The 23,584-nt window shown below is 69.6% G+C and carries 19 protein-coding genes and 1 pseudogene; 13 read left to right on the top strand and 7 right to left on the bottom strand.

Features of this window, described 5'->3' with window-relative positions; translation table 11 throughout:
* The first annotated feature begins 88 nt into the window (after nucleotides 1-88).
* The 3 genes from P6281_RS11685 (at nucleotide 89) to P6281_RS11695 (ending at nucleotide 4,915) form a co-directional block, all read left to right on the top strand.
* Nucleotides 89-1,216, top strand: a complete 1,128-nt coding sequence (locus tag P6281_RS11685) for a M24 family metallopeptidase (RefSeq protein WP_014384605.1) — start codon at nucleotides 89-91, stop codon at nucleotides 1,214-1,216.
* Nucleotides 1,217-1,322: 106 nt separating this feature from the next.
* Nucleotides 1,323-4,382 carry a glycohydrolase toxin TNT-related protein gene (locus P6281_RS11690; RefSeq protein WP_014384606.1) on the top strand — a complete coding sequence of 1,020 codons (3,060 nt, stop codon included), beginning with the start codon at nucleotides 1,323-1,325 and terminating at the stop codon, nucleotides 4,380-4,382.
* Nucleotides 4,379-4,915: a TNT antitoxin family protein gene (locus P6281_RS11695; RefSeq protein ID WP_080588013.1), complete on the top strand. Its 537-nt coding sequence runs from the start codon at nucleotides 4,379-4,381 to the stop codon at nucleotides 4,913-4,915. Before P6281_RS11690 ends, P6281_RS11695 begins: the two co-directional genes overlap by 4 nt.
* 33 nt (nucleotides 4,916-4,948) lie before the next feature.
* Here the strand turns inward: P6281_RS11695 and P6281_RS11700 are convergent, their stop codons facing one another.
* Nucleotides 4,949-5,359, bottom strand: a complete 411-nt coding sequence (locus P6281_RS11700; protein ID WP_008256343.1) for a F420-dependent biliverdin reductase — start codon at nucleotides 5,357-5,359, stop codon at nucleotides 4,949-4,951.
* 35 nt (nucleotides 5,360-5,394) lie between these two features.
* Between P6281_RS11700 and P6281_RS11705 the strand changes: the two genes are divergently transcribed.
* From P6281_RS11705 to P6281_RS11720, 4 genes are read left to right on the top strand one after another with little or no spacing between them, the layout of a single operon-like run.
* Nucleotides 5,395-6,144 carry an SDR family NAD(P)-dependent oxidoreductase gene (locus P6281_RS11705; RefSeq protein WP_014384608.1) on the top strand — a complete coding sequence of 250 codons (750 nt, stop codon included), beginning with the start codon at nucleotides 5,395-5,397 and terminating at the stop codon, nucleotides 6,142-6,144.
* A 31-nt stretch (nucleotides 6,145-6,175) separates the two neighbouring features.
* On the top strand, nucleotides 6,176-7,342 hold the full coding sequence (cbiE, locus tag P6281_RS11710; RefSeq protein WP_201358448.1) for a precorrin-6y C5,15-methyltransferase (decarboxylating) subunit CbiE: 1,167 nt from the start codon (nucleotides 6,176-6,178) through the stop codon (nucleotides 7,340-7,342).
* On the top strand, nucleotides 7,339-8,094 hold the full coding sequence (gene cobM / locus P6281_RS11715; protein ID WP_038536120.1) for a precorrin-4 C(11)-methyltransferase: 756 nt from the start codon (nucleotides 7,339-7,341) through the stop codon (nucleotides 8,092-8,094). The genes cbiE and cobM overlap by 4 nt, the downstream gene beginning before the upstream one ends.
* Entirely contained in the window at nucleotides 8,094-8,822 is a 729-nt protein-coding gene (locus P6281_RS11720) for a cobalt-precorrin-6A reductase (protein ID WP_038536122.1), read from the top strand. The genes cobM and P6281_RS11720 overlap by 1 nt, the downstream gene beginning before the upstream one ends.
* On the opposite strand, the gene sigC is transcribed toward P6281_RS11720, so the two are convergent.
* Together sigC and P6281_RS11730 are read right to left on the bottom strand one after the other, a co-directional pair.
* Nucleotides 8,811-9,365, bottom strand: coding sequence for an RNA polymerase sigma factor SigC (gene sigC / locus P6281_RS11725; protein ID WP_225331104.1), 555 nt, complete (start codon nucleotides 9,363-9,365; stop codon nucleotides 8,811-8,813). The two genes, P6281_RS11720 and sigC, sit on opposite strands and share 12 nt — an antisense overlap.
* Nucleotides 9,366-9,527: 162 nt before the next feature.
* A pseudogene (locus P6281_RS11730) lies at nucleotides 9,528-10,286 on the bottom strand (DUF2275 domain-containing protein); the annotation flags it as partial.
* Nucleotides 10,287-10,347: 61 nt separating this feature from the next.
* Between P6281_RS11730 and P6281_RS11735 the strand changes: the two are divergent.
* Entirely contained in the window at nucleotides 10,348-12,000 is a 1,653-nt protein-coding gene (locus P6281_RS11735) for a PPE domain-containing protein (protein ID WP_201358449.1), read from the top strand.
* 176 nt (nucleotides 12,001-12,176) lie between these two features.
* Here P6281_RS11735 and P6281_RS11740 read toward each other — a convergent pair whose 3' ends face one another.
* The 3 genes from P6281_RS11740 to cobG are packed head-to-tail and all read right to left on the bottom strand — an operon-like array spanning nucleotide 12,177 to nucleotide 15,413.
* A complete protein-coding gene (locus P6281_RS11740) occupies nucleotides 12,177-13,670 on the bottom strand; it encodes a precorrin-2 C(20)-methyltransferase (RefSeq protein WP_324738897.1) in 1,494 nt (497 codons plus the stop codon).
* Nucleotides 13,667-14,293: a precorrin-8X methylmutase gene (locus P6281_RS11745; protein WP_036458870.1), complete on the bottom strand. Its 627-nt coding sequence runs from the start codon at nucleotides 14,291-14,293 to the stop codon at nucleotides 13,667-13,669. Before P6281_RS11745 ends, P6281_RS11740 begins: the two co-directional genes overlap by 4 nt.
* A 19-nt stretch (nucleotides 14,294-14,312) precedes the next feature.
* On the bottom strand, nucleotides 14,313-15,413 hold the full coding sequence (gene cobG, locus P6281_RS11750; RefSeq protein ID WP_201358451.1) for a precorrin-3B synthase: 1,101 nt from the start codon (nucleotides 15,411-15,413) through the stop codon (nucleotides 14,313-14,315).
* A 102-nt stretch (nucleotides 15,414-15,515) separates the two neighbouring features.
* Here cobG and P6281_RS11755 point away from each other — a divergent pair, with 102 nt between their 5' ends.
* The 4 genes from P6281_RS11755 (at nucleotide 15,516) to P6281_RS11770 (ending at nucleotide 19,539) form a co-directional block, all read left to right on the top strand.
* The gene (locus P6281_RS11755) at nucleotides 15,516-16,343 is read left to right on the top strand and encodes an ABC transporter permease (RefSeq protein ID WP_043954818.1); all 828 of its coding nucleotides are present in this window, start codon (nucleotides 15,516-15,518) and stop codon (nucleotides 16,341-16,343) included.
* A gap of 11 nt (nucleotides 16,344-16,354) precedes the next feature.
* Complete coding sequence (locus tag P6281_RS11760) at nucleotides 16,355-17,110, top strand: ABC transporter ATP-binding protein (RefSeq protein WP_041784969.1); 756 nt, start codon at nucleotides 16,355-16,357, stop codon at nucleotides 17,108-17,110.
* A 103-nt stretch (nucleotides 17,111-17,213) separates the two neighbouring features.
* Complete coding sequence (locus P6281_RS11765) at nucleotides 17,214-17,888, top strand: alpha/beta hydrolase family protein (RefSeq protein WP_041785582.1); 675 nt, start codon at nucleotides 17,214-17,216, stop codon at nucleotides 17,886-17,888.
* 100 nt (nucleotides 17,889-17,988) lie between these two features.
* Nucleotides 17,989-19,539, top strand: coding sequence for a molybdopterin-dependent oxidoreductase (locus P6281_RS11770; protein ID WP_014384620.1), 1,551 nt, complete (start codon nucleotides 17,989-17,991; stop codon nucleotides 19,537-19,539).
* 4 nt (nucleotides 19,540-19,543) lie between these two features.
* Here P6281_RS11770 and P6281_RS11775 read toward each other — a convergent pair whose 3' ends face one another.
* Nucleotides 19,544-19,744 carry a hypothetical protein gene (locus P6281_RS11775; protein WP_014941854.1) on the bottom strand — a complete coding sequence of 67 codons (201 nt, stop codon included), beginning with the start codon at nucleotides 19,742-19,744 and terminating at the stop codon, nucleotides 19,544-19,546.
* A 56-nt stretch (nucleotides 19,745-19,800) separates the two neighbouring features.
* Between P6281_RS11775 and cobN the strand changes: the two genes are divergently transcribed.
* Nucleotides 19,801-23,376: a cobaltochelatase subunit CobN gene (gene cobN / locus P6281_RS11780; protein ID WP_014941855.1), complete on the top strand. Its 3,576-nt coding sequence runs from the start codon at nucleotides 19,801-19,803 to the stop codon at nucleotides 23,374-23,376.
* The last annotated feature ends 208 nt before the right edge of the window (nucleotides 23,377-23,584 follow it).

The following is a 23,584-nucleotide window of genomic DNA, read 5'->3' on the forward strand; positions in this document are numbered from 1 at the left end:
CACCCCGTCGAACGTCGAGTTGTTGTCGGCCGGCGGGCGAAATCGGCGCAACGAGTCGACGTTCGGCGGGCGGGTTAGCCTGACTGCCATGGAGTCACACCGCTTCGACGCAGCCGTGTATGCCCGTCGATTGGCCGCGGCCGCCGCCGCGGCCGCCGATGCCGGTCTGGCCGGGCTGGTGATCACGCCGGGGTATGACCTGCGCTACCTGGTCGGGTCGCGCGCCCAGACCTTGGAGCGGCTCACCGCGCTGGTGTTGCCCGCGTCCGGTGATCCGACGGTGGTGGTGCCGCGACTGGAGCTGGCCTCGCTGAAGGGGTCGGCCATCGCCGAACTCGGCCTGGCGGTGCGCGATTGGGTCGACGGTGACAATCCCTACGATCTGGTGGGCGCCGCGCTGGGCGGTGCCCCCGCGGCGACCGCCGTGACCGATGCGATGCCGGCGCTACATCTGCTCCCGCTGGCCGGTGTGCTCGGCGCCCTGCCGGTGCTGGCCACCGAGGTGTTGCGCACGCTGCGAATGGTCAAGGAGGAGTGCGAAGTCGACGCGTTGCGCAAAGCCGGTGCCGCCATCGATCGGGTGCACGCCCGGGTGCCGGAGTTTTTGGTGCCCGGCCGCACCGAGGCCGACGTCGCCGCCGACATCGCGGACGCCATTGTGGCCGAAGGGCATTCGGAGGTGGCGTTCATCATCGTCGGATCCGGGCCGCACGGCGCCGACCCGCACCACGAATATTCGGATCGCGAACTGCAGGCCGGTGACATCGTCGTCGTCGACATCGGCGGCGCCTATGAACCCGGGTACAACTCCGACTCGACGCGCACCTACAGCATCGGTGAGCCGAATCCAGAAGTGGCTGAACAGTATTCGGTGCTGCAGCGCGCCCAGCGCGCCGCTTATGAGGCGGTGCGCCCGGGCGTGACGGCCGAGCAGGTCGACGCGGCCGCCCGCGATGTGCTGGCCGCCGAAGGACTCGCCGACTATTTCGTGCACCGTACCGGGCACGGCATCGGCTTGTCGGTGCACGAAGAGCCCTACATCGTCGCCGGAAACGACCTGCCGTTGACCGCGGGCATGGCGTTTTCCATCGAGCCGGGCATCTATTTCCCGGGCCGCTGGGGCGCGCGCATCGAGGACATCGTCGTCGTGACCGAGGACGGCGCCCTGGCCGTCAACAACCGGCCGCACGAACTGATCGTGGTTCCGGTCGGCTGACGCTGGGGATGAGTGAGTTGTGGCGGCTCGGGGGCGCGGCTAGCTTGGCGGCAGCGATCATTGGGTGAGTAGCGGCGACGAACCGGCCTGAGCGAAAATTTCCCGCGTGGCTCCCTTGGCGGTTGATCCGGAGGCGATGTACGCCGCGGGCAGCGCGGTCGTTGCCGCCGGTGATGGCCTTGCCGCAAGTCTGACCATCCTGACCGCTGGTTTCTCGGCCCACACCGGGGTGGACCGCGCCGGCGAGGTGTTCGGCTTGGGGTATCAAGACACGGCGGAATCGCTGCTGAAGGCGGCGGCGGCGGCCGTCAACGCGTGCCGGAAATGCGGGGCCATCATCCAGCAGGGCGCGGCGAACTATTCGAACGTCGACGCGGCTTCGACGCTGGGCGGCGGTGGCGGCGTATTGCAGTCGCCGTCCCCGCCGGCCGAGCTCGCCGCGCCCAAAGCCCCGGGAACGATGGGGCCCGGCGAGCCGCCACCGCTGCTGTGGGCGGTCGTGCAGTCGTTTGTTCTCGAGTTGTGGCCCGATGGCGATGTAGCGGGTTTGCGTGCGGCCGCATCTCGTTGGCGTGGCTTCGCCGCGGCGGCCAAAGGGGTTCAGGGAACTCTCAACGGGGCGAAGGCGCTGTTCGATAGCCAACACATTCCTGAAGGCGAGAAGCTCGATCATGCGCTAAGCGAAATAGGTTCTGCCGCAGCGGCTATCGGAGAGCAGTGCGGCAAATTGGCGACCACGATCGACAAGTTTGCCGACCAGGTCGACCATGCCCAGCACGCGATCCGGGACCTGCTCCACCGGATCGGGTCTTTGGGCGACCTGGGTCACGACATCATGCTGATAATCGACGGCGACGCATGGGACGAGATCAAAAAGATCGCCAAGGACATCAACGACGTACTGCATCATCTGGGACAGGAAGCGCGGGCCTGCGAACAGGGGAGCAGGTTGCTCATGCAAGCGGCCGATCGCCAGATCGTCACCTGCGAGAAGTACGCGCGGCGCGGTCTCGTCCAGTTCTTGGGTGAGGACGTCGGTAACCCGGTGGCGACTGTATTCGATACCTATATCAATGCCCATGAGGGTGTTCTGAAGGCTGCGGTCGGCATGGGGTTAGGCCTCGTGGACCTGAGCCCGCATTGGCTCGCCGTCGACCCTCAGGGTGTGGGCGCCACCTGGACCGGGCTGGCGAAGACCGCGTGGAAAGGGAGTTTGTTCAACGCTGCCATCAATCCCGAGGAATTCGCGGACACACAGCTTGCGGAGCTGAAAGGCATTGTGCATGCCGAGGATTGGACCGGCGACCGGCCGGGATTGGGTGCCGGGGAAAACGTGTTCGACATCGCCACGTTGATCGCGCCCGGTCTTGGTGAGGCGGGCGCCGCGACGGACGGTGCGGGTGCGGCCGCACGCGGCGCCGAAGCGGAGGCCGAGGCCGTCGGCGCCGCTGGACGTGTCACTGGGAAAGGCGCCGAAGGGCTTGGTGGGATCACCGGCGCCCGGGGAGCCCTGACCGACATCACCAAGGCGAGCGCCGATCTGCCCACAAAGCTCGAAGGCGTCTCCGGGAATCTGCCCGAGATCAAGCCTCCTGCGAGCGGCAGCCCGGTGGCAGTGCCACCCGGCAAGCCGCTTGAGTCGCCGGTCGAATCGGCGCCGCGGCCCGCCGATGGCGCCCCGCCTGCTCCTCAAGGGTCAACGCCCGCGACAACCTCCCCGGGATCGGCCGGCGGTTCGCCTACTCCTTCGGGTGGCCCCAGCGGCGGTCCCCATGGGCCGGATTCGTCGCCCACCCCCGCGACGTCGCCGGGTGGTTCTGGTGGTTTGCACGACCCAGCGCCTCCGCCCGCGCCCGCAGCGGGCGCTCCGCCAGGTGGTTCTGGTCTGCACGAACCAGCGGCTGAGCCCGCGCCTCCAGCTGCGCCCGTCGCCCCGGGCGGTCCGCACGATCCGCTGTCAACGCCATCTGGCGGCCCGCACGATCCGGTGTCAACGCCATCTGGCGGTCCGCGCGAACCGGTGTCGGTGCCGGCGGAGGAGCCGCGTGAGCCGGTATCCGTGCCCGCCGGCGGCGCCCATGATCCAGTCGCGGAACCCGCGGGTAGCTCGCATGGACTGGCCTCGGTGTCAGCGGCCGGTTCACGCCTTACGCCCATGCAGGCTGCTGGCGACGGGCTGCCGTCTGCGACTCCGCAACTGCTCGAGCATTCGTCAGCACAGGTGCCGGTGTCGCCGAGCGGATCTTCCGGGGAGGCCGCAGCTGTCTCCGCCCACTCGCCGGCGCCGCATGTAGAGGCTCCAGGCGGCCGCCCGGCAGAACTACCAACGCCGAGCGGCGGTGGCGCGCATGGGCCTGGCGACGGCGGCCCTCCGGGTGGACACACGCCGGGAGAGCCGCGCGGCGGCGATGGAACCGGACGTGGCGATGACAATGGGGGCCCGCCGGGCGATCGGCCGGAAGGCAAGGCCCCGGACGGTGACGACCCGTCGGGGCACGGTCATGGTGCCTTCTCGGGCGGCGAACGCCAGGATCCCGTCCATTCGCACGAGTCGTCTGGAGACGGTTGGCATCGGTTGCCGGACGAGGAAATTGATCCCCACTATGGTGAGCCGCTGGACGATCATTGGGATTTCACCGACGATCCAGTCGACCCTTCTAAGATCGACGGCGCTGTTGCCAAGCTGATTCGTGATCCCGAAGCGCCATTCGGTCGCGACCCCAATGGGCACGCTTACACCGCGGACCAATACGCAGAACGCTTTAATAAGGTTGGGGATCAAGGTCAACCTTGGATGAACTTTCCTGGCAACCATGGCGCCGTCCCCCACACGCGAGTCGCCTACACCGATGCCGCAACCTACTTGCGAGATTATGGTTCTTTGCTGGATCGTATCGGCAAGGCGGATGGAAAATACTTGGCCGTTATAGAGGACGGACAACCGGCATCATGGGAGCAGCGCGCCCTCCATGTAAACTCACTTCACGATCCCTACCACGCTTATACCTTTGACCACCTGCCGGATAATTGGACGATTGAAGTGTCGGAGGTCGCGCCCGGAGCAGGTCAACCGGGTGGCTCGCTACAGGTACGGGTATTCAACTCCGAAGGCAGGCCAATGACGGTCGAAGAGCTCACTGATCCTGACATTGGAGTGCTGAAATGACAAGCGGCGTAGACGTCTCCCAGCGCCTTGAGCAATGGGCTAAATTGGCTGATTACGCACTCACATCTGGTCCGAGTACACCTGACGGGCGACCCGTATTTTGGTCGGCTCTAGGCGAGACTCGGCTCTTCATTGGCAGAAAGCAAGACGGTTGGTTAGTCATTACTGATTCCGACCGAATGGGATCCGAAACCTTCGTTTTAGCAGCTCCATCGATCGATACGATCGAGAAGTACCTGTTCGGAAGGTTCGGGATGTACATCCGTAGCGCAAGGGGTCTGCCTCGGGTGGGCGTGCCAATGCCAGCCAACACAGTATGCTCGAATTTCAGTATCGAAACTCGCGAATACGAAGGCGTCGAGCGCTTTGCGCTAATCGGTGCTGACGGCTCGACGGTAGCAATCGGTAGCGCCGACAAAATAACTGCAACAGCGGAACTAAAGAAACTCGCGGTGTATCTGTCGGCGACAATCGACCAAATTGAATCGTCATCGATCGATCCGGACGGAAAGCCGCTTTTCGAGCGTCGATAACTTAATTGATGCTCTGTAGTTCCGATCGGCGCGCTACGCGCCCCGGTCCAAAAGATCCGACGACCCGAGCACCCGCTCCACCTGAACCTCGATGACCACGCGCCGCGGGTTGGGGCGCGGCGTGCGGTAGCGCTGGGCGTAGCGCAACTCGGCGTCGCGCACCGCGTCGGCGTCGCTGTTCACCTTGGACCGGCCCTCCAGCGACAGCCAGCGCGCGCCGTCGACCTGGCTCAGCACGGCCAGCCCGCCGCGATCGGCGTTGACCGCCTTCTGGGACCCGCCGGTGGTGATCACCCGCGCGATGTGCGTCCTGGGGTCGAAGGTGAAGCCGACCGCCACCACGTGCGGCGAATTGTCGGCTCGCAACGTGGTGAGCATGGCCAGATGGCGTTCCGACAGAAACGCGAGGGCCTCGTCGGTGAGCCGGGTCGTGGTATTCGCCATCACCGCTCACGCTAGCGCAGGTAATAATCGCAGCCGTGGACGACACGGGCGCGGGTCCAGTACTAATCCTGGGCGGACGCAGCGAAATCGGGGTCGAGTTGGCGCGACGCCTGGCCCCCGGGGCGACGGTGGTGCTGGCCGCGCGCCGCGCCGATCAGCTCGCTGACCAGGTCAGCGCGCTCAAAGCGGCCGGCGCCGCCGCGGTCGACACCAGGGAATTCGACGCCGACGACCTGGCCTCGCACGCCGCCCTGGTCGCCTCGGTCGTCGCCGACCACGGGCCCATCGGCACCGCGGTGCTGGCCTTCGGAATCCTGGGCGACCAGGCTCGCGCCGAGACCGACGCCGCGCACGCGGTCGCCGTCGTGCACACCGATTACGTCGCCCAGGTGAGCATGCTCACCCACCTGGCCGCCGCCATGCGCAACGCCGGCAAAGGCCGACTGGTGGTGTTCTCCTCGATCGCCGGTGCCCGGGTGCGGCGCGCCAACTACGTCTACGGCTCGGCCAAAGCCGGCCTGGACGGCTTCGCCAACGGTCTGGCCGACGCGCTGCACGGCACCGGGGTGCGGGTGCTGATCGCCCGCCCGGGATTCGTCATCGGGCGTATGACGGAAGGCATGACGCCCGCGCCCCTGCCCAGCACGCCCACGAAGGTGGCCGCCGCGACCGCGCGGGCACTGGCCAAAGGCCGCCGCACCGTGTGGATCCCATGGGCGCTGGGACCCGCGGCCGCCGTGATGCGATTGCTGCCCGCGTTCGTCTGGCGCAGGATGCCGCGATGATGCGCGCCCGCGGCGATGAGGGGCCGCGCTCGTGATCATCGTCGTCGGTATCGGCGCCGACGGCATGGCCGGTCTCGCCGAAGCATCGCGAGCCGAATTACGAAGGGCCACAGTTATTTACGGCTCCCAGCGCCAACTTGACCTGCTCGACGACACGGTGCCCGCGCGCCGCCGGGAGTGGCCCTCGCCGATGCTGCCCGCCCTGAAAGCGCTGCCGGTGGACGACGACATCCACGTGGTGGCCAGCGGCGACCCGCTGCTGCACGGCATCGGCGGCACGCTCATCCGCCTGCACGGCCCCGAGAAGGTACGGGTCCTGCCGCACGTGTCCTCGGTGACACTGGCGTGCGCGCGGATGGGCTGGAACGTCCACGACACCGAGGTGATCAGCCTTGTCACCGCGCAACCGCACACCGCGGTGCGCCGCGGCGGGAAGGCGATCGTGTTGTCGCAAGGCAAATCCACGCCCACCGAGCTGGCCGCCCTGCTCAACGCGCACGGCCGCGGCGATTCGCAGCTCACCGTGCTCGAAAGGCTCGGCGGCCCAGACGAACACCGCCGCGACGGCACCGCCCGCGACTGGGCCGGCGGCGCGCCCGGCCACGTCGACGACCTCAACGTGATCGCCGTGCGCTACCTGCCCGACGAACGCGTCTCCCCAATACCCGACGACGCATTCACCCACGACGGCCAGATCACCAAACAGGGCATCCGCGCGGTGACGCTGGCCGCCCTGGCGCCGCGGCCGGGGGAGCGGTTATGGGACGTCGGCGCGGCCTCGGGCAGCATCGGTGTCGAGTGGTGCCTGAGCGGACCGGGTTGCGGCGCAATAGCCTTCGAACGCGACGAACAACGCCGTCACAACCTCGAGCGCAATGCCGCGGCTTTCGGCGTCGGCATCGAGGTGCGCGGCGACGCCCCCGAGGCCTTTGACGGCGCCGCGCCGCCGTCGGCGATCTTCATCGGCGGCGGCCTGACCCAGCCCGGCCTGCTCGACGCCTGCCTCGACCACCTGCCCGCCGGCGGGCGGCTTGTCGCCAACGTGGTCACCACCGAATCGGAAGCCGCTGTCACACAGGCATATACGCGCCTCGGCGGTGAGCTGCGACGCTTCCAGCACTATCAGGGCAAGGCCCTAGGCGCCTTCACGGGCTGGCAGCCGCACTACCCGGTCACCCAGTGGGTGATGACCAAATGACGGTATATTTCATCGGCGCCGGGCCGGGCGCCGCCGACCTGATCACCGTCCGCGGTCAACGGCTCCTCCAAACCTGCCCCGTGTGCCTGTACGCCGGGTCGATCATGCCCGACGACCTGCTGGCGCTCTGCCCTCAGGACGCGAAAATCGTTGACACGGGCCCGCTCACGCTGGAACAGATCATCGCCGAACTACGTGACGCGCATGCCGCAGGACACGACGTGGCGCGGCTGCACTCCGGCGACCCGTCGCTGTACAGCGCGCTGGCCGAACAGTGCCGCCGGCTCGACGCGCTGGGCATCGACTACGAAATCGTGCCGGGCGTACCGGCTTTCGCCGCCGCTGCGGCCGCCCTGAAGCGCGAGCTCACCGTCCCCGGCGTCGCGCAGACGGTGACGCTGACCCGGGTGGCGACCCTGTCGACCGCGATGCCGCCCGGCGAAGACCTGGCGACGCTCGCCCGATCCGGCGCCACCCTGGTCCTGCATCTGGCGGCCGCCCAGATCGACGCCATCGTTCCGCAACTGCTCGACGGCGGCTACCGCCGCGAAACACCCGTCGCCGTCGTGGCTTTCGCGAGCTGGCCGCAGGAGACGGTGCTGCGCGGCACGCTTGCCGACATCGCCGCCCAGATGCACGAGGCCGACATCACCAAGACCGCGGTCATCGTCGTCGGCGACGCGCTGACCGCGGGGGAATTCACCGACAGCTATCTGTATTCGACCGGGCGGGCCCGGGGGAGCAGGCATTGATGCGCGTCTTGCTGCTCGGCGGCACCGGCGAGGCGCGCGCGCTGGCGAAAACCCTGCACCCCCGCGTCGACGTCATCAGCTCCCTGGCGGGCCGGGTGCCGGACCCGGCGCTGCCCGTCGGCCCCGTGCGCATCGGCGGCTTCGGCGGCGTGGACGGCCTGCGGCGCTGGCTGCACGACGAGGGCATCGACGCCGTCGTCGACGCCACCCACCCGTTCGCGGCCACCATGACAGCGCACGCCGCCACCGCATGCGGCCAACTGCGGATACCTCATCTGATCCTGGCGCGCCCGGCCTGGGATCCCGGCGAGGCACTTGTCGTCGGGTCGGACACGCATGCGGCGCAAACGGTTGCCCGGCAGGGCTATTCGCGCATCTTCCTCACCACCGGTCGCTCCGGCGTGCACGCCTTCGCCGGCAGCGACGCGTGGTTTTTGATCCGGGCGGTCACCGAACCCGACAGCGCCTCGCTGCCGCGCCATCACCGGCTGGTGCTCTCGCGTGGCCCGTACCGCTACGACGAGGAAGTCGCGCTGTTGCGCGAGCACCGCATCGACGCGCTGGTCACCAAGAACAGCGGCGGGCAGATGACGCGGGCCAAACTGGATGCCGCCGCCGCGCTCAAGGTGCCGGTGGTGATGGTGGCGCGCCCGCCGCTACCGGAGGGCGTCACCACCGTCGGCACCGTGGCCGAGGCCGCGGAATGGGTTGGCGCGCTAGCCGGTTAGGTCGCTGCGCTCGCCGTCGGCCAGCAACGCATCGCGGGCGCGCGCGACCCGCGACCGGATGGTGCCCACCGGGCAACCGCACACCGCGGCGGCGTCGGCGTAGGGCAGCCCGAGCAACTGGGTGAGCAAAAGCGCTTCCCGCTGTTCGGGATTGAGGCCGGCGATCATCGTCGTAACCTCGACGAGGTCTTCGAACCCGCGGGCGTTGCGGTCGCCACGCACCGCGTGTTCGGGATCGGCGCCCAGCGCGGCACGCGGCCGCGACTGCAGCTGGCGGATGTGATCGGCCACGACCCGGCGCGCGATGGACAGCAGCCACGTCCGGGCGCTCGAGCGTCCGGAGAACCGCTCGATGGCGCCGATGGCGCGCAGGAACGTCTCTTGGGCCAGATCGTCGGCGTTGCCGGCATCGGAGAGATAGGCGACGAACCGCCACACGTCTTGCTGGGTGGCTTTGATGAACGCCTCGAGCGCTCGCGCGTTCCCGCGCGCGGCGGACAAAGCGAGCTCGGTTACCGCCTCGTCGTCGCTCGGCGCGATCATGCTCAACCACCTTAGTTGCGCGGGTTTTCCGATGCTACGACGGGTCGTCGTAGAGGGCGCGGCGTGGTCGGGGGCGGCGTGGTTGATCGGCCGCAGGTGCCCGCGCCGTCGACCGCTCGACGGGTCGGCCGCCGAGGCGGGATGGTCGGCGTCGACCGCGCCGTCGGAGCCGTGCCGCCGGTGCGAGCCCACGCGCTCGCGCGCCACCAACAACGCGAATGCCAGGCCCAACAACAGCGGCATGTGGCTGGCGATCCGGGTGGCCGTGACCTGTCCGTCGAAGGCGTCGACAATCACATAACCAAGCAGCGCAACGGAATACACGCCGGTGATCGCCGCCACCCCCGACGCGGAGGCGGGCCAGACGCCGGCGGCGACCATCGCCAGGCCCAACGCCAACAACCACGCCGTGGACTCGTGCATCAGGTGCTCGCCCGACATCGCGCCGTGCATGTGACCGGACACCATGCCGAAATCGACGCCACTGATCTGGGCCGCGGCAATCGCCACCTGGAACAGGCCCACCGCGATCAAACCCCAGCGCCGGTAGTGCGACCGCAACCAGCGCATCCACCTCGGGTGTCCGGAGGCTTGGTCGTCGATGCTGGCCATGATCTTGTCGACCAGGTCGGGTCCCTCGCCGGGCGCCACCGAGGCGAACCGACGGGTCTGCGCCGCCGCCCCGATAAGCCAGGAACGGCAACTGCGGCACGATTCAAGGTGGGCGTCGACCTGCTGCGCGAGCACCTGGGGTCGCTCGCCATCCAATCGAGCCGACAGCGCTTCACGCGCAACGTCACACCGCATCCCTGCATCGTTGCAGCACGACCGTTCGCGCGCAAAGAAGCCCGGCTTTTTGGCACCCGAACGAAATGGCGGGGAACTAAACCGCCGCCGCAACCGACCTCTGGTCGTACGCATCGCCAGCCCATCCACGAGATTCCGAAGAGGTATTCGTGTTCTTGCCTGAAGGCCCTAGACGATGACCGCCCCGATCTTTGCCGCGTTTCCGCCCGAAGTGCACTCGACCTTGCTCAGCAGCGGCCCCGGCCCCGCCCCGTTGCTGGCCGCGGCGACGGCATGGTCGTCGATGAGCACCGACTACGCGACCGCGGCGGCCGAGCTCAGCGGGTTGCTGGGCGCCGTGCAGGCCGGCGCGTGGGACGGGCCCAGCGCCGACCAGTACGTGGCCGCGCACGTCCCCTACCAGGCCTGGCTGGTGGAGAGCGCGGCCAAGAGCGCAACCGCGGCCAGCCTGCACGAGACCGCGGCCACCGCCTACACCGCCGCGTTGGCCGCCATGCCCACGATGGGCGAACTCACGGCAAACCACGCGGTGCACGGGGCGCTGGTCGCCACGAACTTCTTCGGCATCAACACCATCCCGATCGCCGTCAACGAAGCCGATTACGCGCGCATGTGGGTGCAGGCCGCGACGACGATGACCACCTACCAAGCCGTCAGCGAATCCGCCCTGGCCGCGGTCCCGCCGACCACCCCCGCGCCGCCGATCGTCGTCCCGGGCGCCGAGGCGGGGACCGCCGGCGCCGCGGCGATGCAAGCGGCCGCCGTGGCGCCGGCGACGGATTCCGGCTCCAACCTCAACAACGCCGACACCTCGAGCGCCCAGCAGCAGGCCACCACCACGACGCAGTACCCGTCCTGGATGGACCAGCTGACCAAGTGGCTGCAGCAGTACACCCAGAATTTCGCGTGGCCGGTGTCCAAGGACCTCAACCCCGGTGGGTGGCCCTTCCCGCCGGTGCCGTGGGTCAACAGTCTCGCCTCGTTCTTCGGGCAGCTGGGACTGTCCCCGGCGCTGTCGACGGCGCTGGGTTGGGCCATCTTCCACACCTTGATGATCTTCTGGCCGTTCATCCAGCTGGCGATCCAGATGGCCGTGGTGCTGGCGCCGGTCGTCGTTGCCGCCATCGGCGCGGCCGCGGCCGGTGGGGCGGCTGCGGCGGTCACCGCGATCAGCGTCGGGATCCCGCTCGCGTCTGCCCCGTCCCTGCCGGCCGTCGCGGCGGCGCCCGCACCGGTGGTTGCTCCGGCGCCGACGATTGCCACCGCGCCCGCCAGTGTCAGCCACGTGTCGGCACCGTCCACCGCCCCCGCGACGACGGTTGCCGGGTCGGCCGGTGGCGGACCGGTCGGTGGCGGACCCGGGGTGGGCTTCGGTCCGACGGCGACCGACGGAATCGGCGCGGGCCTCTCCAACGCCCTGTATGCGGTGGGGCTGTCGGGACTGTCGGCGCGCGGCAGCGCGAGCAGCCGGTCACGGCGCAAGTCGGAGGAACCGTCTTCGGACGACCTCGACGCGCCCGCCGGCGCGGCCGCGGCCGCCGCGGCCAAGAAGAAGGCCCGGGCCCGCCGGCGCCGCGGCGGAACCGCCACCGAGCGCGCCTACCGCTACGAGTTCATGGACCTGGACCAGGATGGGGACCCGGGCGTCGATAGCGGGGACCCATTCGCCGCACGGCCCTCCGAGGACAGTGCGGGACCGCTCGGATTCGCCGGTGCCGCAGCCAAATCCGACGCCGCCCGGGCGGCCGGATTGGCGACGCTGACCCGCGACGGGTTCAGCGACGGCCCCAGCGTGCCGATGATGCCGAGCACCTGGGACCGCGACTAGCCCTACGACGATGCAGCCCGCGTAGCGGGGTGCGGAGGGGTAGGGCAATCGGACTGAGCCCTACGACGATGCAGCCCGCGTAGCGGGGTGCGGAGGGGTAGGGCAATCGGACTGAGCCCTACGACGATGCAGCCCGCGTAGCGGGGTGCGGAGGGGTAGGGCAATCAGACTGAGCCCTACGGCTGATAGCGCCGGGGAGTGAAGACCCGGTCCTCGGTGGAATCGGCTGAGTACCACTGCGTTTGCGATGACCCGACGATCAGCAGGCAGCGCATGTCGATCTCGGCCGGGTTGAGATCGGCCAGCCGGACGACGCGGACGTCTTCGTCGTCGCCCGACACGTTGCGGCCGATCACCACCGGCGTGCCCGGCTCGCGGTGGGCCAGCAGAATGTCACGCATCGCCCCGACCTGCCATGTCCGCGTCTTCGACGCCGGGTTGTAGATCGCCAGCACCAGGTCGGCGGCCGCGGCGGCCTCAAGCCGCGCGGAGATCACCTCCCACGGCTTGAGCCGATCGGACAGCGAGATCACCGCGTAGTCGTGGCCCAGGGGCGCGCCGACCCGGCTGGCCACCGCCTGGGCCGCGGTCATCGCCGGGATCACCCGGATCTGCACGCCCGGCCATTGTTTGGCCTCTTCCAGCACCGCGGTCGCCATCGCGAAGACACCCGGGTCGCCCGACGACACCACCGCCACGGCCCGGCCCTGCTCGGCCAGCGCGCAGGCCAGCCGCGCGCGCTCGGGCTCGTCACGATTGTCGCTCGGGTGCCGCTGCTGGCCCTCGTGCACCGGGACGCGATCCAGGTAACCGCCGTAGCCGATCAGGTCGGTCGCGGTGGCCAGCTCCCGCCGGCTCTGCGGCGTCATCCAGTCCGCATCGCCGGGGCCCAGGCCCACCACCGCAACGCTGCCCGTCGCCTGCCCCTCGGGGGCGCGTCGGTGCAGCCGGCGGCCGCCCGGCAGCATGGCCAGCGAGAAGTACGGCACGCTGGTCTCGTCGACCTCCGCGGCGGGCAGGATGCGCTGACCGGCGCTGCTGGCGCGTTCGACATAAAACGTGTCGTCAAGCTGCCCCGACGCCGAAAGCGCTTCCCGCACAGCATGATACGAGCGCCCCAACTTGAGGACCACGGCGGCGTCGGCGTCGGCGAGCCGGCGGGTCAGTTCGGCGACCGGCAACGTGCCCGGCAGCACCGACAGCACCTCGTCGCCGGCCACCAGCGGCGTGGCGATGGCCGCCGACGCGGCGCTCACCGACGTCACGCCCGGAACGATGACCGCATCGAATCGCTCGGTCAGCCGCGTGTGCAGATGCATGTAGGAGCTGTAGAACAGCGGGTCGCCCTCGGCCAGCAGGGCCACGTTGCGCCCGGCGTCCAGGTGCTTGGCGATGCGTTCGGTGGCCTCGGCGTAGAAGTCCTCGAGCGCGCCGGCATAGCCGCCCCGATGGTCGGTCACCTCGGTCGTCACCGGGTAGACCAGGTGCTCCTCGATCTGGCCGGGCCGCAGATACCGTTCGGCGATGCCGCGCGCGATGCTGCGGCCGTGCCGGGCGCTGTGATAGGCGACCACGTCGGCCTCGCCGATCACCCGCGCGGCCTTGACGGTCACCAGTTCCGGGTCGCCAGGCCCCAGCCCGACGCCCCACAGCGTCCCCCGGGCGGTCATTCGGCGTCGCTCGCGATCGCGTTGACGGCCGCGGCGGCCATGGCGCTGCCGCCCCGGCGGCCCTGCACCACCAGATACGACATTCCGCGCGGACGGTCGACGAGCTCCTGCTTGGACTGCGCCGACCCGACGAATCCCACCGGCCCACCGAGCACGCCGGCCGGCGGCGCAAGCCCCTCGTCGATCAATTCGAGCAGCCGGAACAGGGCCGTCGGTGCGTTGCCGATGGCCATCACGGCGCCGTCGAGCCGCTCGGCCCACAGCTCGACCCCGGCCGCCGAACGGGTGGTCTGCCGGCGCGCGGCCAGCTCGGCCGCCCGCGGGTCGGCCACCAGCGACACAACCTCGTTGCCGGCGGGCAGCCGTGCGGTGGTGATCCCCGCGGCCACCATCGACGAGTCGCACAACACCGGGGCGCCGCCGCGCAGGGCCGCGCCGACGCGCTCGACGACGTCGTCGGTGAACGCGACGTGCTCGGCGACGTCGACCTGGCCACACGTGTGGATCAACCGGACGACGACGCGGGCCACGTCGGCGGGGAATCGGGCCAGGTCGGCCTCGGCGCGAATGGTCGCGAACGACTGGCGATAGATCTCCGCGGCATCGCGGATGTAGTCGAGCACCCGCCCACCCTAAGGCTTGTCAGGTTCGCAGCATCCGGTATCCGTCGCCGGTGGCGACCAGCACCTGACCGGCCGGCGGGCTGCCGCATGCGCGCTCGCAGCCCACGAAGTGCCGGTGCTGCGTGACGTCGGCGTCCAACGCCTGGGCGGCGTCGGCCCGCACGTCGGCGGCCGAGTGCCCACACCCGGGGCTGCCCGTGCAGGCGCTCACGGTCAGCCAGGGGGAGTTCTCGTCGAACACCAGCCCCAACGGTGCCAGCACGCGCAGCGCGGTGTCGGCGACGGATTCCTGCAGATCGCACACCAGCACCGAGCGCCACGGGGTGATCACCACCGGCGCCTCGATCGCGGCCAGGTACTCCGCGACCCGCGCGGGCAGGACACCCAGCGGCACCGCGGCCCCCAGCGTCACCCGGCCGTCATCCTGACCAATCCAGCCCACCGGCGCCTTGGTGACGACGGGAAAAGGTGTCCCACGCGGCTCGGCGTCGGGTAGTAGCCGACGGAGGTCAGCCAATTCCTGGACGCGCCAGGCGGTTTCGCGGATCTCGACGAAGCGCGTCGCGAGAGCGACGAGCGTCTCCACCACCTCGCCGGGGGCCAGCCGCACGCCGGTGTCACGTCCGGCGAGCAGCAGCGCGCAACCGTCGGGCGACGCGTGCACGCCGATGTCGGCGCGCAGACCGGACACGTCGGCCCGCCCGTCGTCGAGGCTGAACCAGAACCGGCCGCCCAGGTCCGCGAGGCGTGGCGCCGCGCAGATCGCGGCGTCCAGGTCGCCGACCCAGCCGCGCACGTCGACGTCGCCCCCGGCCCGCCCCGACAGCGGCGACGCGACGATGTTGCGGACGCGCTCATGCGTCGTCGACGGCAACAGGTTTGCGGCCGCCAGCGTCTCGGCCACCGCGGTGACGTCGGTCAGCCCGCGCAACTGCACGTTGCCCCGCGCGGTGAGTTCGAGCGTTCCCGACCCTGACTGCGTGGCGGCGGCGCTCAACGCCGCCAGCTGCGCGGCCGTGAGCATGCCCCCGGGTAACCGCACCCGGGCCAAAGCGCCGTCGGCGGCCTGGTGCACCTGCAGCGCACCCGGGCAAGCGTCGGTGTCACGCGTCCTGGCCACCCGTCCACGGTACGGCCACCGGCTGAACACGGCGGCCGACATTGGCTTCAGGCAGACGTAAACCCTTACCCACGGCAACGGTCGCGCCCTACCGTCGGCACGGTGAGCATTGCCACCGCGCTCGACGCTGCGCCGAAACAGCCCAGGAGCGCCCAAACCGGCGCACCTGGCGGGTTATGGGCGCGCCGCAAATGGGAAATCGTGCGCATCGCTTCCCCGCTGGCGTTGCTGGCCCTGTGGCAGCTGGGCAGCGCGGTCGGTGTCATCCCGCAAGATGTGCTGCCCGCGCCGTCGCTGATCGTCGAGGCCGGAGTCGAGTTGATCCGTGACGGCCAGCTCGCCGCCGCGCTGCAGGTCTCCTCCGTCCGGGTTGTCGAGGGGCTGGTCCTGGGTGGGGTGATCGGCGTCGGCGCGGGCGCGGCGGTCGGGCTGTCCCGTTGGCTCGAGGCCACCGTGGATCCGCCCATGCAGATGATCCGCGCGCTGCCGCACCTGGGCCTGATCCCGCTGTTCATCCTGTGGTTCGGGATCGGCGAGCTGCCCAAGGTCCTGCTGGTGGCGCTGGGGGTGGTCTTCCCGCTCTACCTGAACACCTTCTCGGCGATCCGCCAGGTCGATCCCAAAATGGTGGAAACCGCTCAGGTGCTGGGCTTTTCGTTCGCGCAGCGGTTCACCCGCATTCTCGTCCCCAGCACGGCGCCGCAAGTGCTCGTCGGCTTTCGGCAGTCGCTGGCGATCGCGTGGCTGACCTTGATCGTCGCCGAGCAGATCAACGCCGACAAGGGAATTGGCTTCCTGATCAACAACGCCCGAGATTTTCTGCGGATCGACATCATCATCTTCGGACTGACCATCTATGCGCTGCTGGGCATCGTCACCGACGCGATCGTCCGCCTCATCGAGCGCCGCGCCCTGCGCTACCGACACTGAAAGGTTCACGGTTGACAGTCATCGCAGAATCCGACGCCCACCCGCGGGTGCGGACCGAGGTCGCGGGGGAGCTGCGCCACGTCGACAAGTGGTACGGGAACCGCCATGTCCTCAAAGACGTTTCGGTGCGGGTGCGCGGCGGCGAGATCGTCGCGCTGGTCGGGCGCAGCGGCTCCGGCAAGTCGACGGTGCTGCGGGTGCTGGCCGGGCTCTCGCGTGACCACAGCGGCGAGCGCGTGGTGGCCGGCGCCCTGGCCCTGGCCTTCCAGGAGCCGCGGCTCTTTCCGTGGCGCGACGTGCGCACCAACGTCGGCTACGGCCTCACCCGCAGCCGCCTCCCGCGGCCGCAGGTGCGACAGCGCGCCGAGCGTGCGCTGGCCGACGTCGGGCTGACCGACCACGCCGGGTCCTGGCCGTTGACCCTGTCCGGCGGGCAGGCGCAACGGGTTTCGCTCGCGCGGGCGTTGGTCGCCGAGCCGCGGCTGCTGCTGCTCGACGAGCCGTTCGGGGCGCTGGACGCGTTGACCCGGTTGACGATGCACGCCTTGCTGCTGGATCTGTGGCGCCGGCACGGGTTCGGGGTGTTGCTGATCACCCATGACGTCGACGAGGCGGTGGCGTTGGCCGACCGCGTGCTGGTGCTCGAGGACGGGCGCATCATCCACACGGTGACGATCGACGAGCCGCGCCGCACACCCGGTCATCCCGGTGCCCATACCGAGCGGCATCGCGCCGAGTTGCTGGATCGACTAGGTGTGCAATCGTGAACCGAGAACAGGCCGATCCTTGCGACGTCGAATCGAACTCCACCGCAACGGCATCGCCCGGCTCGCCGTTTGGGATCACGGCCCCCGGGGCACACTCGTGGCCGTGGACACGGTGGAATACGCCCCCGGACGCCTAGCCGACGTCTTCGGCGACTCCCGACGTCCCACCGTCCTGCTGTGGCACGGCATGCAGACCGATGCCCGCGCGGCCTTCGGACCCCTGGCCGGCATGCTCAGCGACCGCGGCGCGGCCGTCGTGGCGCCGGACTGGAATTCCCATGCCGACGACGGCGGCCGGGCGGATCTGTTGGGATCGCTCGACTTCACCCGCGACTTCGCGGGCCCCGGCAACGGCATCGTGCTCGTCGGGTGGTCCATGGGCGGTTGCGCCGCGGCGGGTCTGACGCTCAACGCGGCGCGGTTCGACGTCACCCTCGTCCACACCGTGTGCCTGGCCGGCGCGTTCATGGTGCCCGATCCGCTCTCCGGTCAGGCGCCGACCGAGGCGCTATCGGATGGCCGCGCCGGCACGCCGTTCACGCTGCTGCACGGGCTGGCCGACGACGCCGTCCCCGTGAGTGCCAGCCGGGAGTTCGCCGCCGCCCTGCGCCGCGTCGGCTGGCCGGTCGAGTTGGTGGAGCTCGACGCCGACCATGGTTCGATCGCCGGCGCCGACTACGACCCGGTGGCGGATCGCTACGAGCCCGGCACGAGCGAGGAGGCGCTGCGCGTCGCCGGGGAGGTCGCCACGCGGATTGCGGCCCTGATCGGTCACTGACCGACGCGAATCACCCGTCCGCGAGGCTCAGACGCCCCCCGTCGACGCCACCAGCGCTGTGCCGCAAGAGTTTTCCGGGTGGTGCGGAAGCGCGAGTAAAGTGACGTCGGTGGCCGCGGCTTCGTCGAATGACCGGATGATCGCCGGGGTCGCCGCTGCCTCCGTCGCGCTCGGTGTCATCCAACTGGCCAGCATCCCGTTCGGTGCGCGAGCCGAACCCCGCGCCGCCGTGGGTTCTGCGGTCGTCGACCTGACGCCGGGCCCCCTCAAAGAGTGGGCCATCCAAACGCTTGGCCCGCTGGACAAACCCTTCCTGGCCGTCGTCGTGCTCGTGGTGATCGCGACGATCGCGGCGATCGCCGGGACCCTCGAGACGCGGCGCCGCCCGTTCGGCAGCGTGGTGATCGCCGCGGCGGGCGTCCTCGGCTGCATCGCCGTGCTGTCGCGGCCAGGCGGGACGGCGCTCGACACCCTCCCCACCATCGTCGGTGCCGCGTGTGGCGTCGGGGTGCTGCGGGTGCTCACCCGGCGGTTCTCGGCTGAGCCGGACGACGACGCAGACGACCAGGAGGTGGCACATCCAAGCCGGCGCAGGCTGGTCATGTACGGGTTGCTCGGACTGGGCGTCGTCAGTGGGGTAGCGGGGGCGTTCGGTACCCGGCTGGCGCATTCGGTGGAAGCCGACCGTAAGACGTTCGCCCTACCCCGGCCACGATCCCCGGCGCGTCCGATACCGGCCGAAGTGCAGCCGAAAGGCGTTGCGTTGCCGAGCTTTATCACTTCAAGTGCTGACTTCTACCGGGTTGACACCGCGCTCAGCGTTCCCCAGCTCAGCCGCGGCGACTGGCGCCTGCGGATCCATGGGATGGTGGACCGCGAGATCACCTTGAGCTTCGACGACCTCGCCCGCTTCGACATCGTCGAGACGGTGACCACGTTGACATGTGTATCCAATCCCGTTGGTGGAGATCTCATTTCAACGGGCATCTGGACCGGCTACCGGCTGGCGGAGCTGCTGGCGACGGCCGGTGTACACCGCGATGCCGACATGGTGCTCTCAACGTCGATCGAGGGATTCACCGTCGGCACCCCCGTTCAGGCGGTCACGGACGGCCGCGACGCGTTGCTGGCGGTCGGCCTCAACGGTCAACCGCTGCCGGCCGAGCACGGCTACCCGGCCCGCATGGTGGTGCCGGGACTCTATGGCTACGTCTCGGCCACCAAGTGGGTGGTGGATTTGGAGCTGACCCGGTTCGATCGGGCCAAGGCCTACTGGACGCGGCAGGGCTGGGCGGCGCAAGCGCCCATCAAGACGGAGTCGCGCATCGACGTGCCCAGGGGCGGCCAGACGGTGCCGGTGGGGCCGGTGGTGTTCGGCGGCGTTGCGTGGGCACAAAATCGTGGCGTGCGGGCGGTCGAAGTCCGCATCGGCGACGGCGGTTGGCAACCGGCCGAACTGGGCGCGAGTTATTCCAATGAGACATGGCGATTGTGGCGCTTCCCGTGGCAGGCGAAAAGCCCCGGGCGGGAAACCATCACCGTGAGAGCCATCGACAACACCGGTGCCGTCCAGACCGAAGAGCGCGCCAATCCCGTCCCCGACGGCGCCACCGGCTGGCACACGGTGAACTTCGCCGTCGTGCCGGCGTAGCAACCTATTTCGACGAGAGCTTCCGCCAACTGATCACCGCGATCACTATGCCGACGAGCGCTGTGATCGGCCCGATGACGGACCAGGTGGTGGTGTTGCTCATCGGGCTGCCGCCAAGCACCCCGAACCCTTGCAGTGCCCAGATCACCCCGAACAACGCGACGATCAGCCCAACCGCGAAAGTGACGACGAATCCTCTGCTCATAGAGGGACCCTACGTGCCGATTCGGCCGTCCGAAGCCGCTGCGGTACGAATGACGGGTGGCTGAACCGACCATCCTGCTGCTGTCGACATCCGACACGGACCTGATCAGCGCCCGTTCCAGCGGGAAAAACTACCGGTGGGCCAACCCCTCGCGGCTCTCGGAGGACGACCTGCCCGACCTGCTGGCCGGCGTCGCCATCGTGGTGGTCCGGATCCTCGGCGGCTACCGGGCCTGGCAGGGCGGGATCGACACGGTGATCGCCAGCGGCGTGCCCACGGTGCTGGTCAGCGGCGAGCAGGCCGCCGACGCCGAGCTGACCGGCTTGTCCACGCTGGCGGCCGGCATCGCGGTCCAGGCGCACATCTACCTGGCCCACGGCGGCGTGGACAACCTGCGCCAGCTGCACGCCTTCCTCTCGGACACCGTGCTGATGACCGGGTTCGGGTTCACCCCGCCGGTCGTGACGCCGACGTGGGGCGAGCTGGCGCGGCCGAATGCCAAGGATGTCGATGGGCCGACGATCGCCGTGCTGTACTACCGCGCTCAGCACCTGGCCGGCAACACCGGCTACGTCGAATCGCTATGTGGGGCCATCGAGGACGCCGGCGCACGGCCGCTGCCCGTCTACTGCGCATCGCTGCGCACCGCCGAACCCGAACTGCTGCAACGGCTCAGCGCCGCCGACGCGATGGTCGTGACCGTCCTGGCCGCCGGGGGACTCAAACCGGCCACCGCGTCCGCGGGCGGCGATGACGACAGCTGGAACGTCGAACACCTTGCCGCGCTGGATATTCCGATCCTGCAGGGGCTGTGCCTGACCAGCCCGCGCGCCCAGTGGTGCGAAAACGACGACGGCCTGAGCCCGCTCGACGTGGCCAGTCAGGTGGCCGTACCCGAGTTCGACGGCCGCATCATCACGGTCCCGTTCTCCTTCAAAGAGATCGACGAGGACGGCCTGATCTCCTATGTCGCGGACGCGGAACGCTGCGCCCGGGTCGCCGGGCTGGCGGTGCGGCACGCGCAGCTGCGCCACGTCGCCCCGCCCCACAAACGGGTCGCCCTGGTGTTCTCGGCCTACCCCACCAAGCACGCCCGCATCGGCAACGCGGTGGGCCTGGACACGCCCGCGAGCGCCGTCGCGCTGCTGCGGGCGATGCGCGACCGCGGGTACCACGTCGGTGACCTGCCCGGCGTCGAGGCGAACGACGGCGACGCCCTGATTCACGCGCTGATCGAACGCGGCGGCCAAGACCCCGACTGGCTCACCGAAGGCCAATTGGCCGGCAACCCGATCCGCGTGTCCGCCACGGACTACCGCGCCTGGTTCGCGACCCTGCCCGCCGAATTCACCGACGCCGTCGTCCAGCATTGGGGACCGCCACCGGGGGAGCTGTTCGTCGACCGCAGTAACGATCCCGACGGTGAAATCGTCATCGCCGCAATCCAATCGGACAACGTGGTGCTGATGGTGCAGCCGCCCCGCGGCTTCGGCGAGAACCCGGTCGCCATCTACCACGATCCCGACCTGCCGCCCAGCCACCACTACCTGGCCGCCTACCGCTGGCTGGACACCGGGTTCGGGGCGCACGCCGTGGTGCATCTGGGCAAACACGGCAACCTGGAATGGCTGCCGGGCAAAACCCTGGGCATGTCGGCGGGCTGCGCGCCCGATGCCGCGCTGGGCAACCTGCCGCTGATCTACCCCTTCCTGGTCAATGACCCCGGCGAGGGCACCCAGGCCAAGCGGCGCGCGCACGCGGTGCTCATCGACCACCTCATCCCGCCGATGGCGCGCGCCGAAACCTACGGCGACATAGCCCGTTTGGAACAGCTGCTTGACGAGCACGCCAACGTCGCCGCGCTGGATCCCGGCAAGCTGCCCGCGATCCGCCAGCAGATCTGGACCCTCATCCGGGCCGCGAAGATGGACCACGATCTCGGGCTCACCGAACGTCCCGCCGAGGACTCGTTCGACGACATGCTGTTGCACGTCGACGGCTGGCTGTGCGAGATCAAGGATGTCCAGATCCGCGACGGCCTGCACATCCTGGGCCAAAAGCCCACGGGGGAGCCCGAACTGGACCTCGTGCTGGCGATCCTGCGTGCCCGTCAGCTCTTCGGCGGCGAGCACGCCATTCCCGGCCTGCGCCAGGCGTTGGGTCTGGCCGAGGACGGCACCGACGAACGAACCAGGGTGGACGCGACCGAGACGGTGGCGCGGGAGTTGGTCGCGGCGCTGCAGGCCTCCGGCTGGGATCCCGATGCGGCCGAACGGCTCAGCGACAACCCAGAGGTGGCACGGGTCCTCCGGTTCGCCGCCACCGAAGTGGTGCCCCGGCTGGCCGGCAGCTCCGCCGAAATCGAGCAGGTGCTGCGCGCCCTGGACGGACGATTCATCCCGGCCGGCCCCTCGGGCTCCCCGCTACGTGGCCTGGTCAACGTGCTGCCCACCGGGCGCAACTTTTACTCCGTCGACCCCAAGGCCGTGCCCTCCCGACTGGCCTGGGAAGCCGGTGTGGCGCTGGCGGATTCGCTGCTCGCCCGCTACCGCGACGACCACGGCCGGTGGCCGCGATCGGTGGGACTGTCGGTCTGGGGGACCTCGGCGATGCGCACGGCCGGCGACGACATCGCCGAAGTGCTTGCCCTGCTGGGCGTTCGGCCCGTGTGGGATGACGCGTCACGCCGTGTCGTCGACCTCGCCCCGATTCCCCTGACCGAGCTCGGGCGCCCCCGCATCGACGTGACGGTTCGGATCTCCGGCTTCTTCCGGGACGCCTTCCCGCACGTGGTGACGATGCTCGACGACGCCGTGCGGCTGGTCGCCGGGCTCGACGAACCGGCCGACGACAACTTCGTGCGGGCCCACGCCGAGGCAGATCTGGCTCAGCACGGCGATCAACGCCGCTCGACCACAAGGATTTTCGGATCGAAGCCGGGCACCTACGGCGCCGGGCTGCTGCAGCTCATCGACAGCCGCAACTGGCGTGACGACGCCGACCTCGCCGCGGTCTACACCGCCTGGGGCGGGTTCGCCTACGGGCGCGACCTGGACGGCCGCGAGGCAGTCGACGACATGAACCGGCAATATCGGCGTATTGCAGTGGCCGCCAAGAACACCGACACCCGGGAACATGACATCGCCGACTCCGACGACTACTTCCAGTACCACGGCGGCATGGTGGCGACCGTGCGGGCGCTGACCGGCCAAGCGCCCGCGGCCTACATCGGCGACAACACCCGGCCCGACGCGATCCGCACCCGCACCCTGTCGGAGGAGACCACGCGCGTGTTCCGGGCCCGGGTGATCAATCCGCGCTGGATGGCGGCGATGCGCCGCCACGGATACAAGGGCGCGTTCGAGATGGCGGCGACCGTGGACTACCTGTTCGGCTACGACGCGACCGCTCAGGTGATGGCCGACTGGATGTACGAACAGCTCACCGAGCGTTACGTTTTGGACCCGGAGAACCGGAAGTTCATGGCCGAGTCGAATCCCTGGGCGCTACACGGCATGGCCGAACGGCTGCTGGAGGCGGCCGGGCGCGGCATGTGGGCGCAGCCGCAGCCGGAAACCCTCGACGGGCTGCGCCGGGCGCTACTGGAAACCGAGGGCGACCTGGAGGGCTGACCCCTCCCGCGAGTATGCGGCGGGCCGCACACCCGGCACTCAATGTGCGGCTGGCGGCACGCTGGGCACGAGCCGGCGGAGCCGTCAGATGCAATCCGATCCGCCATCCGGTAGGCGGTGATGGCGGCGACCCCTTCGGGGAGGCCGGCACGGCCGAGGTCGCAGTGCTGGTGAAAGTTGTCGTCGGCGGCAAGGATGTCAACGTCGA

It is taken from the genome of Mycobacterium sp. 5-140-3-2 (genome assembly GCF_035666375.1).
Lineage (GTDB): Bacteria > Actinomycetota > Actinomycetes > Mycobacteriales > Mycobacteriaceae > Mycobacterium > Mycobacterium intracellulare.